The organism is Pseudorhizobium xiangyangii (assembly GCF_020531965.1).
Classification (GTDB): Bacteria; Pseudomonadota; Alphaproteobacteria; order Rhizobiales; family Rhizobiaceae; genus Neorhizobium; species Neorhizobium xiangyangii.
Map to the genome: position 1 here is coordinate 19,112 of NZ_JAJAWH010000036.1, position 12,968 is coordinate 32,079.

General features: G+C 57.6%; 12 protein-coding genes. 8 read left to right on the forward strand and 4 right to left on the reverse strand.

Features of this window, described 5'->3' with window-relative positions; translation table 11 throughout:
* The first annotated feature begins 6 nt into the window (after window positions 1-6).
* From virB11 to LH464_RS22145, 7 genes are all read left to right on the forward strand, one after another.
* Window positions 7-1,017 carry a P-type DNA transfer ATPase VirB11 gene (gene virB11, locus LH464_RS22115; protein WP_226788582.1) on the forward strand — a complete coding sequence of 337 codons (1,011 nt, stop codon included), beginning with the start codon at window positions 7-9 and terminating at the stop codon, window positions 1,015-1,017.
* A gap of 356 nt (window positions 1,018-1,373) precedes the next feature.
* Complete coding sequence (locus LH464_RS22120; RefSeq protein ID WP_226788583.1) at window positions 1,374-2,855, forward strand: YadA-like family protein; 1,482 nt, start codon at window positions 1,374-1,376, stop codon at window positions 2,853-2,855.
* 195 nt (window positions 2,856-3,050) lie between these two features.
* A complete protein-coding gene (locus LH464_RS22125; RefSeq protein WP_226788584.1) occupies window positions 3,051-3,716 on the forward strand; it encodes an invasion associated locus B family protein in 666 nt (221 codons plus the stop codon).
* Between the two features lie 11 nt (window positions 3,717-3,727).
* On the forward strand, window positions 3,728-4,138 hold the full coding sequence (locus tag LH464_RS22130) for a hypothetical protein (protein ID WP_226788585.1): 411 nt from the start codon (window positions 3,728-3,730) through the stop codon (window positions 4,136-4,138).
* A 134-nt stretch (window positions 4,139-4,272) separates the two neighbouring features.
* Window positions 4,273-6,180, forward strand: a complete 1,908-nt coding sequence (locus LH464_RS22135) for a type IV secretory system conjugative DNA transfer family protein (protein WP_226788586.1) — start codon at window positions 4,273-4,275, stop codon at window positions 6,178-6,180.
* A 16-nt stretch (window positions 6,181-6,196) separates the two neighbouring features.
* Complete coding sequence (locus LH464_RS22140; RefSeq protein WP_226788587.1) at window positions 6,197-7,165, forward strand: LPD7 domain-containing protein; 969 nt, start codon at window positions 6,197-6,199, stop codon at window positions 7,163-7,165.
* Window positions 7,166-7,228: 63 nt separating this feature from the next.
* Entirely contained in the window at window positions 7,229-7,594 is a 366-nt protein-coding gene (locus tag LH464_RS22145; protein WP_226788588.1) for a thermonuclease family protein, read from the forward strand.
* Between the two features lies 1 nt (window position 7,595).
* Here the strand turns inward: LH464_RS22145 and LH464_RS22150 are convergent, their stop codons facing one another.
* The 4 genes from LH464_RS22150 to LH464_RS22165 form a co-directional block, all read right to left on the reverse strand.
* Complete coding sequence (locus LH464_RS22150) at window positions 7,596-8,669, reverse strand: relaxase/mobilization nuclease domain-containing protein (RefSeq protein WP_226788589.1); 1,074 nt, start codon at window positions 8,667-8,669, stop codon at window positions 7,596-7,598.
* The gene (locus tag LH464_RS22155; protein WP_226788590.1) at window positions 8,662-9,204 is read right to left on the reverse strand and encodes a hypothetical protein; all 543 of its coding nucleotides are present in this window, start codon (window positions 9,202-9,204) and stop codon (window positions 8,662-8,664) included. The genes LH464_RS22150 and LH464_RS22155 overlap by 8 nt, the downstream gene beginning before the upstream one ends.
* 223 nt (window positions 9,205-9,427) lie before the next feature.
* The gene (locus tag LH464_RS22160; RefSeq protein ID WP_226788591.1) at window positions 9,428-10,390 is read right to left on the reverse strand and encodes a ParB/RepB/Spo0J family partition protein; all 963 of its coding nucleotides are present in this window, start codon (window positions 10,388-10,390) and stop codon (window positions 9,428-9,430) included.
* Entirely contained in the window at window positions 10,387-11,190 is an 804-nt protein-coding gene (locus LH464_RS22165; protein ID WP_226788592.1) for a ParA family protein, read from the reverse strand. The genes LH464_RS22160 and LH464_RS22165 overlap by 4 nt, the downstream gene beginning before the upstream one ends.
* Before the next feature lie 194 nt (window positions 11,191-11,384).
* Between LH464_RS22165 and LH464_RS22170 the strand changes: the two genes are divergently transcribed.
* On the forward strand, window positions 11,385-12,968 hold a 1,584-nt coding region (locus tag LH464_RS22170; protein ID WP_226788593.1), incomplete at its 3' end, for a DNA topoisomerase.

Here is a 12,968-nt window from a genome sequence, read left to right on the forward strand (position 1 = left end):
GCCGCCATGTCCGTTATGGTCAGCAGCCTATCGCATTTTCTGGGGCCGATCGTCGGATGGCTTGCCCAGGAAGACACGACTGAAATCGTCATTAACAAGCCGGGTGAGGTCTGGGTTGAAGGTGCCAAAGGATGGACGGTCCACCTCGAACCAACCATGACGGCCGAATTCTTGATGGGCTTTGCTCTGGTGGCCGGCCGAGAGACGAAACAGGATATCTCGGCCACAAATCCGGTTCTGTCCTGCACCTTGCCACATGGCGAGCGGTGCCAGATCGTCATCCCGCCGGCGGTCCCGCAGGAGACGATCTCGATCACCATCCGCAAGCCATCGACCCTGACCTACGATCTTGAGGATTTCAGGCGGATCGGCTTGTTCGACGATATCATCGTTGAGGACGAGAAGCTCTCTGACAATGATCGCCAATTGCTGGAGCTGCACCGGTCACGCCAGTGGGAGGGCTTTTTCGACCTGGCCGTTAAGTCGCACAAGAACATCATCATTTCCGGTGCGACCGGTTCCGGCAAAACGACTTTCTCAAAAGGGCTTATCCGCTGCATCCCCAATCACGAGCGGATCATCACCATTGAGGACACCGCCGAACTTGAAATCCCGCAGCCAAACCATGTGAGGCTGATGTATTCCAAGGACGGCCAAGGTCTTTCAAGCGCCGGCCCCAAGCAATTGCTCGAGTCCTGTTTGCGAATGCGCCCAGACCGCATTCTGCTCCAGGAGCTACGCGATGGAACAGCCTTCTTTTATCTGCGTAACGTGAATTCCGGCCATCCGGGTTCGATCACGACGGTTCATGCCAACAGTGCAAGTTTGGCATTTGAGCAGCTATCGCTGCTGATCAAGGAAAGCGAAGGCGGATCAGATCTTGGCCGAGACGACATTCGTGCTCTGTTGCATCTGCTCGTGGACGTTGTCGTGCAGATAAAAAAGCAGAGCGACGGTCGGCGTCGCATTACCGAAGTTTACTTCGATCCGGAAGGAAAGGCACGGCATGGCCTCTAACTGAACGACAGTTGGATCAGAGCGCGTCAACGCTCTGATCCGTGCTCACTCAACCTTTGGAACCACCCTCAAGTTTAAGGAAGCATTTTCATGCTTAGCAGTTTTCGTGGCCAGCTAGAAGCCACAGCACTCTTTTCGTTCGCTCATCCGAACGAACACAGCAGGCAGACGCCTGTCTGCCCAAACGGGGTCGCAGAAATCTATTCAATCCAGAAAGGAGGAAAGCCCGTGGCGCATTGCGCCGCATGAGGTGGCCAGGGCAATTCTGCCCTGGCCTTGTTCCCGAAAAACCTGCCGAGCCGGCACGCCTGCAAGCCAGACCGCCTCGGCCATTCCGAAAACAGAAGAGTATTATCATGAAAAATCTACGAGTCCTGCTCTCCGCGAGCACGCTTTGCTTGGCCTTGCCGATAACGGGTACCGCCTTGGCAGCATCGCCGCCGACTGTAACGGGTAAACAGGGCTGCATTCTTGAGGCCGGCCGGACCGGTGAGTTTGCCGCCACCCACGTATTCTCGGGTTCGACCGGTTCGCTCACCCACGTCTTTGGAGATGGAGATTTAGGGAATGGCAGTATCATGGGCGCGGACGCAACCGGCCTGCAGGCGTCCTGCCAATCAGACGCGACATTCGATTTCGACGTGTGGGGCGGTGTGAACGATCTCACCCAATACCACGGCGACGTAAGCAACCCGTACACGATTGATAATTTCGTGACCGCGGGTGAAATCAACACCGTCCTGCAGCAAGTCTATATCGACATAACTGCCGGCATGGATGGGACAAAAGACACCGAACAGGACGGCCGTCTCAACGGTCACGATACCGCCATTAGCACTCTCGACGGGAGAGTAGACGGGCACGATGTCGCCATCGAAAACCTCGAGAACAGGGTGGACGGACACGATGTCGCCATCGGGAAAATCGAGGACGGCGCAGTTTTCTACAATCGCGACGAAAACGGCGTAAAGACAGGCGGGGTCACGTTGAACGACGGAACCGGCAACTCGGTTCTCCTCGGAAACGTCGCCGACGGTGCGGTAGATGCGACATCGACCGATGCAGTCAATGGTTCACAGCTGCACGGCCTTTCAAACTCGGTTGCCGAAGCCCTGGGCGGCGGTGCCTCTGTGGCTCCGGACGGTACGGTTACCGGTCCGACTTATAATGTCGGCGGCAATACCTACAACAACATAGGCGACACTTTTGCCGCCCTTGATGGCCTGACGGTCCAATACGTTCCCGACGCCAGCGGCAATGCCACCAACGTTGTTGCTCTCACCGGCGATGCGACAGGTTCGCCAGTATCGATCACCAACGTTGCAGCAGGCGTCAACGATACTGACGCCGCCAATTACAGCCAGGTAAAGGATCGCGTTTCCTACGATATCCACGAGGATGGCTCGCGCTCCAATTCAATCACCCTTCAGGGCGGAGCTACCGGGCCGGTGACAATTCACAACGTTGCTGCCGGTAAGGCACCGACGGATGCTGTCAATATGAACCAGTTCGACGAGTTGCGCACATCGACAAACCAACAGTTCGAGCAGGTCAACAATCGCATCGCTGGCCTTAGCGGCGAGATTCGCGACGTGCGCAGCGAAGCCCGCGCCGGGGCGGCAGGTGCCATGGCGGCAAGTGCCATCCGTTACAACGACCAGCCGGGCAAGGGCAGCTTTGGTATTGGCATGGGTGGTTTCAAGGACGCCATCAGCTTTGCCGGGGGCGTCGGTTACACGTCGGAAGACGGCCGCACGCGCGTGAACAGTGCGCTCGCCTGGTCTCCGAACACAGGCGACCTCAGCTGGAATGCCGGCGTGAGCTGGACCTTCAACTAACCTTGCGATCGCGCAGGACGGAAGAGCAGGATTGGCTCTTCCGTCGGCCATTCCATCATTTTTACGGAGACGACCATGCGATTGAACCTCATCGCTTCTCTTGTAGCCGCACTGGCTGTCGCAGTGCCTGCGGCTAACGCGGAGAGCCAGACGGGGAAACCCGCCTCAGGGCCGCAACCTGCTGCACCTGTACGGATGGCAACTCTCGTGGCAGCGGGGGAGGCGGCCGCACCTGGCGACATTGTCCACGTAAAGCGTCCATTCGGGCCTTGGTCACTGGTCTGCGACACGCGGCTGTCGACCAACAAGCGCGTTTGTTTCCTCGAGCAGATCATCATTTCCAATGATGGCAAGGCCGCCGTGAACTGGCGTCTTATGACGACGGACGACGACCGCACGATGCTTGTCGCCCTGGTGCCCAACACAGTTGACACCGACCATGGGCTGAAGCTCGAAACCAGGGCGCTTGATGCCAGCGACCATAGCGAGAAGACCATTCGCGAGTTCAATTGCAAGCAGAGCTGCATCGCCGTGGTGCCGTTCAACGGCGTACTTCAGTACGGGCTTCTGAAAGCAACCGCGATCAAATTCTCGTTCCAGTTAAAGGGGGCATCGCCGTCGAGCTACGTGCTGGATGGCTCGATGCGTGGTTTTCAGGATGCGGTAAACGCCGCCGCCGCTGATCCGTTCGGAAAGCTGGCTCAACGAAACACCAAGCCGGAGCCCAAAAAAGCGGACGCGCAGCCTCGGAAACCCAAAGCAGCTCCCGAAAAAGTTGCTGCGCAGGTACCAAAGCCCAGGCCAGCCAAAGCCCCGAAGAAGCAGCAGTCGGTAGTCCCATCGCAGCCCGGTCTCTACTGAGGATTACCCCAATGCGCTCAATATCCGAGATCGATACGACCAAGCCGCTGACGATCAGCGGCTTGGAAACCTTTCATTGCCCTGACGCCGAACAACTGGCCCTCAAGCTGAAGATGCCAGAGCTGGCGAGCACAACGAGGACTGTCGAGGGCGAACTTGTCTTGTCTCCTCACAACGGCCGAGTGCTTCTCGATTGGGTCTCACATAACTGCAGGAGCCTGTTCGAACAGGACTTGCAGTCCTACACACAAGACAATCACGGATTGTCTCTTCTATCTACCTCGATCGGGATCGCCACGCTCCTCGAAGTGTTTTCGGACGCCTCGGATTCCGAGCCATTTATTCAACTCGTGAGCCTTCTCACGAGACTGGATGATGCCGGCACGGATCAAATCTGCATCGACGGATACTGCGCAGAATAAGCCAGCTCTTGGGCCGGGAAAGCCGCGGCCAGTCACGGACAACTGTCGGCCAGGTTTTTTCCATAACCGCAATTCAAAAAAGAGGGGCGCGGCTCCTTCCGGGATAGACACCGGGGCATAGGCGCGCACACGGGATGACACATCAAAGTACGGGCACGAAATTCCTCATCCTGGCCGCTGTGATCGGCGTTTTAATGTTGATCTGCATCTTTGCCTCAAACTTTGCCCTGCTGATGCTCGGTAAACACGACGGTTCGATGCACTGGTTCACGGTAATCGAGCTTTTCAACGCAACCGACCGGAGCAGCCAGAGCTGGGCAATGATGAGCACCATAACTGGGTTGATCATCGTCTTCTTTACCGTTGGCAGCATTTTCAAGAAGCGGTCCCAGAGCCTGCATGGCGAAGCCCGCTGGGCAACCGACAAGGAAATTAAGCAGGGTGGTTTCCTTGCACAGAAGGGTATCATCGTTGGCCGCCACAAAGGAAAGTACCTTGTATTTGGCGGTTCTGAGCATGTGATGGTCTATGCGCCGACGCGCGGGGGCAAGGGGGTCGGGATCGTCGTTCCTAACTGCCTCCATTGGAGCGGATCGGCGGTCGTTCTCGACCTCAAGAAAGAGAACTGGAAATTCACTGCGGGCTACAGGAAGAGCCTGGGGCACCAGGTCTTCATGTTCGATCCGCTAGAAACTGAGGGACTTACGGTCCGATATAACCCGCTCGCCTACGTAGACCGGTCGAATCCGATCGATCTCTACGATGATTTGCAGCGGATCGGTGCAATGCTGTTGCCTGTACAACAGCACGGTGATGCATTCTGGACACGGGCAGCCAGGACAGGGTTTCTGGCGATTGCAGGCTACATCGCCGAAACGCCGGAACTGCCTTTCACGATCGGCGAGGTCTACCGGCAATTGTCAATCTCAGCCGACCTCAAGACATATTTTCTGGAGGTGATTGAGCAGCGCGAGGAAGCTGGCCAACCGCTGTCTCAGCAATGTGTTACGGCGATGAATGACTTTCTGGCCGCCTCAGACAATACGTTCCAATCGGTGCGCAAGACGATTTCCGCCCAGCTTGAGCTCTGGAATAACGCGCGTATAGACCAGGCGACTTCGGGGAATGACTTTGACCTGCGTGAATTCAGACGCCGACGCCAAACACTTTATATTGGTGCGTCGCCGGACAACCTTGCGCGGATGGCACCTCTCTATAATTTGCTGTTTCAGCAAGTGGTCGACCTCAACACCCGCACACTTCCTGAGGATGATGAATCCTTAAAACACCAGATCATGCTTATGCTCGATGAGTTCCCAGCAATCGGGAATGTCGAGGTGATCCAGAAGGGCGTATCCTATGTTGCCGGTTACGGCATCCGCCTCGTAACCATCTTGCAATCACCCAGCCAGCTCTATGGCGTCTATGGTGAGCATGAAGCCCGAAACTACATGACCAACCATGCCGTAGAGGTCGTCTTTACACCTAAGGAGCTGGCAGTTTCGAAGGAGCTTTCTGAGCGCTTCGGGACAAACACCGTAAAATCGCGGTCGGTTTCGAAAGGCATCGGTTTCAAGGCCACGAGCACCAACAAGAGCCAGTCGGAATCCGATCAGGCTCGACCATTGATGCTGCCGCAAGAACTCGTCCTGACGCCATTTGAGCAGGAATACATCATCAAGGGCGGCATGCGGCCGATCTCCTGCGAAAAGATCCAGTACTGGAAAGAACCGGCATTCACTGTTCGTCTGCTCAAGGCACCAGATGTCGTGCCAATAGAGATGGGAGCGGACGGTGAGCCGGCCCGAGCAGCCCGCCTCGCTACCCGCAACAGCATCAAAAAGGCGATCGCCGAAGGAAAGGGCCGCAAGGCGACCGTTTCCGACTTGGAGGCCGTGCAGTCCGGCCAAGCACATATCGTCGCCGAAGAAGACTTCCTTACCCTGGAAGACGTGGAGATTGCCCGCGCGAATTCACCTGATCCTGAGCACGCAACATTGATTGCGAGCCTTATCGCCGACCTGTCAAACCTGTCAAACTAAAGGAAGGAACTCCTCAATGGACACTACCAGGAAAGAACCGCGGTTCACCGAATACGAGCTCGGGAAAAAAGAAGCTGAGCTCCAGGTCGATGACCAGGCAGAGCGAGAAGCAGCCGAAGAAAGGCGGCAAGGTCAACGACTTCAGCCAACAGAAGATCAGGAATTCGGCCTTGAGATTGAGCCGACACCTCGTGAAAAACAGCGTGATCCGATGGATCACGACACGGCCGCACCAGCACCAGCAGCAGCACCAGCACTTGCTACTGGTGAGCGCGAGGAGGCTGCGGAAAAGCCAGCGACGGGCGAGCGAACAGAAAGCAGCCAGCCAGAGCCTGAGCCTGAGACGGAGCGCGAGCCGGAGGATCCATTTCCTGCCGCGCTGCGCGAGACCGCATACCTCAAAGAAGAGCCGTGGCGGACCATCGTATACACCGACGGAAAAGGCGAACGCGAAATCTTTCGATCTGAGGGCGATCGGCTTCGCACGAAGGAGGCTACAGCCGAGAACATAGCCAAAATGCTCGATACCGCGCAGCATCGTGGATGGCAGTCAATCACTGTGAGGGGCAAACCTGAGTTCAAACGTGAGGCTTGGCTGGAAGCCTCGGCTAGAGGCCTCAATGTGACAGGCTACAAGCCAACGGAGCTCGATCAGGAAGAACTGAAGCGGCGCGAGGAAAAGCATCTGGGCAACGAGATACAGGCCATTCAGACCGCTCCAGCCGCTGCAAAGGAAAAAGACGCCAATCGAGAAGTTATGGAAGCTCACCTGACAAACAAGATTGCAGAACGCTTCCCGAACAATCCGGAATTGGTGGAGCAGAACAAAGCCGTGATGAAGCAAATGCTTGATGACTTGGAGGAGCGCACCGGCCGGCTTCCCAACCTTACTGTCGTCGACGCCAAAGACCTCAAACAAGGTGTTCCCACGAAAGATGCGACAAAGGGCCGGGAGCAAAACCGCGACAAGGATATGAGCCGATAGCGGGACGAGTAGAGCGGCCAGCCTGCTGGCCGCTCTACGTTGTGAAACCCAGAAAGCCAACAAGTGAACACTCACATTATCGTCAGCATCCTCTTGTGCACACTGTCGTGCGAACCTACCGAAATTCGGATCTGGGACGGCGACACGTTTCGGATTGGAGCACACAAAGGCGAAGCAATCCGGATACTCAACATCGACGCGCCCGAGATTAAGGGAAAATGTGCGTTCGAGACCGATCTTGCGCAACGATCGAAGGCCCGGCTCGCATCTCTCTTAAAGACCGGCAAAATCGGGATTCGGCGCCGCGATACAGATCGGTACGGCCGAACTCTCGCCTCAGTCGAGATAAACGGCCGCGACGCCGGCGACATCCTCGTTAGCGAAGGTCTCGCGCGGACCTGGAGCGGCCGACGAGAGCCTTGGTGCTAATCTAACGTTCCGCATCACTCTGTTTTTCAGCGCCACGGTTCTGGGTCGCAGCAAGCGGTCTTTCAACTTCTTGGATGGCCCGCAACTGGGATTTGGCAACGTTGAGAACGACACGCTGATGACGGGTAAGGGCACGAGGCATCGCCTTCTCGAAAGCCGACAGCCGGTCGCCAAGATGACGATCCTGAGGATCGGCGGACTGCCTTAGCTCCTCAGCTGCAGCTTGGTACGTGGCACCGATTGCAGCACGTCGAACCGCCATAGCCTGATCCCACTGTCGCTCCGGCTTCGCCTTGTTCCAGAGGGACTGCCGGACGGCCGTCACCTCGTCTCGGCGGTTCTGCGGCATGATCCCCTTTCGGAGCGAATGGTAATCCGCACTGCGCGGCGTCTTCTCAAACTGGCCGCGCGCATGACGAGGAGAGGCATCCGCCTCGATGCCACGGCCACGCAGCTTCTCAGCAAACTGTTCCCGCCAGCGGTCCAGGTTGACGCGGCCGATCTCAAGCGATTTGCCTTCATCATCCCGGGTTAGCACTACCAGGTGCGCATGCGGGTGATCCGTATCGTCGTGGAACGCCAGGGCGTAGTCATGGCGAGGGTCGAACTCCTCTTTCACGAAATCACGCACCGCAGCCTTGAACTGCGTCCGGTCTGTCTTCGGCGGCATGGAAAGGACCATGTGCGTAGAAATGGACGCGCGCGCGCTCAAACCGTTTCGGTCATAGTCCTTCGCATGCATGACCCAATCGTCTTGCAAGGCTGCCAGCTCTTCGGAATCCCTAACTGGGCCATCTCGCGTCTCAAGCTCCAGGTCGCCATCGCGACCGATGTAGTTCAGCGTGTTTGCGAGACTGGAGGCGTTGTAGGTTCGGCTGGTGATCTTTACGAACGCTTGCGGCGCGTTCGAGATGATCCGGCTGAGCTGGCTCTTGTCTGACTGTGAAAGCCGCCCCGACCTGCCCCTGCCAGAGAGTGGCCCTGAGCTGACTGCGGCACGCCCGACGCTACGGCGGCCGAAGATCCACTTGCATCCGAAATTGTCGTAGATATTTCCGTACAGCGGGTTAGCCATCTCGCGAACCCCGCCAGTAGCGCCGCCTCGATGCCAGAACGGCATCCAGCGTACGGCGCATCGCCGTCAAGGCCTGCGACAGTTCCTCCAGAACCGGAAGAGGATTATCCGTTAGCGGCTTGCCATTGACTGCTGCTCGCTTGGCGGCCTTGGTCAGTTGGTTGTGGTTACTGCCGATCTTGCGCACGACGCGGGCGGTCTGGTTGAGTACCGGAAGATCAGCCGGAGCCGGCTCGAAAGCGTCACCGTTCAGACGCGCATCCACGACAGCCCGTATCCATGGGCCGGGCTTCATGCCGATGGCCGCCGCTTCCTTTTCGATCCTCGCGATCTGGTCCGGGTAAAAACGAACCTGCATCACCTCGGCCTTGACCGGTGAGCCCGGTGCGTCTGCAGTCTGGTTTCGGCGAGCGTTGGCAAGGTTCGAACCGATGACCTGCTGAACGGCACGCCGCAGGAAAACAGTACGATCGCCCCGGTTCGGGAAGCGGGCCTGGAAGCGGGCTGCGGTTTCAGGGTCGAGCTCAAACAGCATTCTTGAGCGGGCGCTGGGCTTAGTATTTGCGTCTTTCAATGTCGGTCTCGGGTCGAAAAAACAGGCCGAAGGCCAAGAGTAGTGGGGGAGGTAATATAGCCAGTGTACTACACTGTGCGATCCGGCCTACCTCCCCACTACTCTTAAAACGTCTTTTAAGAAAACAAAAGCCCCGATCACCAGACCGGGGCTTACCGCTTGGAAACATTGATGCAGATGCTGCTTACACAGAGTCGATTTGGATAAGCCGAAGCTCATCGAGCCGCACCAAAATCTCACCACCTTCAACAAGGGCGATATGGCATCGACCTTCCTCAGCCGGGCTGGCTAACAGGTAGCCGCGCCGGCCGGAGCAATCTTCAACGACAACAGGTAGGCGCTTTGAACGAGGGGCGGCCGGTCCGGTGTCAACCTTCACCCTTGCGTGTGGTATTGACGTTGGCGCAATGGGCTCTGGAAGGGAAGGCGCGGGCGGCGATCTCGGCTCCCTGGTCTCGAACTCGAAATCGGTGTAGGGAGCCGGCCCCTCGTCCGAGCTCAAGGGGACAGACGGGTGTACTGGTGGCAAGGCTGAAAGCGTCTTTCGAAACGCAAACGCTTGTTGCTGGGTGATGTCTTCGTTGGCCTCAAGAAACCAGCGGGTTCGCTCGGGGTCCTCTTTGAATGCCCGGAACAGTTCAGCGGCCGTATTGATGCCAGACTTGTCAGCAATCGCCTTCAGCTCGTCGGGGAACTCGCCATATTGGCTATAAGTGGATACCCATCCGCGCGACTTGCCTAACGTCCGTGCGATGTCTGCCTGCTTCTCTCCCGCCGCCAGTCGATCAGCAATCCATACCGCGATTTCGCCTGGGCGTAGATCGTCGCGCTGAATGTTGGCTATCATCTGGTCATAGCCACTGCGGATAATTCGCATCGTGACCGGGATATCTTTCATCCCGGCGAGCTGGCTCGCTCGGAAGCGCCGTGCACCATCGATAATCCGGTGCAGCCCATCATGGTCCGGGGGCTGGACCAGGATCGGCAGCAGAACGCCCCTCTCCCTGATCGAGCTTGCAAGCTCTGTAAGAGCCTCATGGTCAAACTCCGTACGCGGCTGGTCGGGATCTTCTATGATCCGCGAAAGCATGAGGCGCGGGGCCTCGATCATCCCAAGCGGCTGTTCGAGTTCGTCGAGAATGCTCATACCAACGCCACCACCGGTTCAGTTTCCGGGAAAACGCGGCGATCGAGGTACGCGAGCACTTTGACCATATCAGCTATATGGCTCTGGGCGGCCGGCTTCCTGTCCTCCCAGATCGGCCGCGGGCCGCTGGCATCATCGCCCCGAATCGGCTCCATCGCTTCTCGGTAGGCATTGCCGTCACGCAGAATGGCCGGAAAGAGGTTGCCCGCCCCAAAGGTATCAACCAGTACACAGAGGTTCTGGACGTCCGCTGGCTTGGTCGCTGCAAACCGGTTTGGCAGTACGCCGAGAAACACGAGATCCGGATTATGCTGTTGCTGGAGCTTTTGCACCACCTGAAGCAGGGAATGAACGCCTTCACGCGCGAAGCTGCTCATGTCGCTCGGGGAAATCGCGTGTGTGGCAGCCGCTAGCGCTGCCACCACCAGATAATTGAGTTCGGCGTTCGTATCGACAATGCAGATGTCGAAGTTCGCCGCAAGCGCCCGCATCTGTTTGACGAACAGGCCAACAATCGCCATGCCGCTCTTGCCAGCAGCAGCCAATGCCTTGTCGGAACCGATCAAGGTCACTTGTCCTGGCGTGCCGTCTGGCAACGCCTCAGGTTGTTCCTGTTGGAAGAGAGTTCCAGCCGTAATCGCGCAGCTATGGCGAGACAGCGTGGACGAAAGATTGCCCTGCATGTCGAGGTCCAACGCGAGCACCCGCAGCCCCTTCCCCGCATAGTGCCACGCAAGATGCGCCGCCAGCATGGTCTTACCCACGCCGCCCTTATGCGTCGTCACGACAATGATTTTCATTCAACAACTCCTTCAAACTCTTTACCGGAGCACTATAGTCTGGCATATTTCTTAAGGACAATGCTTGCTTGAAATACAGGCAGATATTTTTCTCTCTACCTCTAAAAAACCTAGTTCTTAAGGGGTTTTGACGCACACACCAGACGGAACCACCCTCAAACAGTTTACTCTAGTATAGTATTGCAAGGAAGCTTATGCCCTCGATTATTATTTGCGAAAAGCCCAGCCAGGTGAAAGCCATTCAGGCGGCAGTCGGAGACCGATACGGTCGATTTCTTGCAGCTCAAGGCCATCTTTTGCGCCTGCAAGAGCCCGGCGAGGCAAATCCGGCCTGGAAGAGCTGGACCAACGATATCCTGGTCCCGCCAGACGGTGTCTACGCGTATGTTGCTGATGACGGCGACGGCAAAGGGCGACGGCTGGAGGCCATTGGCGGCGCACTCAAGACCGCATCGCGCGTCATTATTGCCAGCGATTGCGACCGCGAAGGCCAGGTGATCGGGCAATCCCTGATCGAATATTTCGGATTTACCGGCGAGATTATGCGCGCCTGGTGGAAGACGGAAGACGCCAAGGCGTTCCGGCAGGCCTTCGAGAACCTTCAGCCGAACGCCAAGTATCAGCCGTTGTACGATTCCGGCTATGCCCGCATGCAGGCGGATCAGATCTTCAACCTGTCGATGACCCGAATTGCGACGAACCAGTTGCGGCCGGACGGGGTGAAGGGCGCGATCGGCATTGGCCGGGTCAAGACGCCAACCCTTGGGATCGTGTGCAAGCGCGAACTCGAAATCCGCAACTTCGTCGCCCGGGAGTATTTCGAGATCGCCGCGGATATGGCGGCCGACGCAGGGCAGGTAACGCTTTGGTACCGGCCGCGCGGCGAAACCAGACTGTTCGACAAGGCCAACGCCGAAGCCATCAGTGCCGCAGTGAAAGCCTATCGCGGGCCACTTCGGGTGACCGGCGAGCACAAACGCGCCGCACCTCCAAAGCCGTTCGATCAAACTGCCCTGCAGAAGTATGCCGGCAAGTGGGGCTGGTCGGCTTCCAAAGTGCTTGAGGTCACTCAGGCACTTTACGAGACCCACACGCTTGTCACCTATCCGCGGTCGGAATGCCGCTACCTGCCGGAGAATATCGCCGAAGAAGCTGCACCTTTGTTGCAGGCGCTATCTTCGATAGACGGTTACGCATCGATCGCTCCGTCGTCGGCCACCATCCGCAAGGGCAAGAGCGGCACCTATAGCGACGCCGGCATGAACGGCGCGCCGCACCATGCGATCATTCCCAACATCAACATCGCCGATGAGTTCGCCTCCAAATATGCAGCCCTGGGGATCGATGAGCGACGGCTGTTCGACGCTATTGCCAAGGCCTGGCTGGCCGCTGTCGCTCCCGATCATGAATACGATGAGACAGTAATGGAGGTCGCGGTACCAGCTGCAGGCGACACCGTCGCGCTGACCGCCCGTGGCCGTATCGTGACAAAGCTTGGCTGGAAGGCCGTGTTGTCGTCGACAGCCGACGACGAAGAGGACGACGACGGCGACCAGGACGCAACGGCCCTGCCGGCCATTCCCGACGGAACGGACGTTTACGCCGCAGATGTCCGGACGATGGCAAAAAAGACCGAGCCACCGGTTCGCTACACCGACGGTGAACTGCCTAACGTGATGAAAAACGCCTGGAAGTTTGTTGCAGATCCGCAGGAGCGGGAGCTGCTGAAGGAAACCAGCGGAATTGGAACTTCGGCGACCCGCGCCAGCATTATCGAA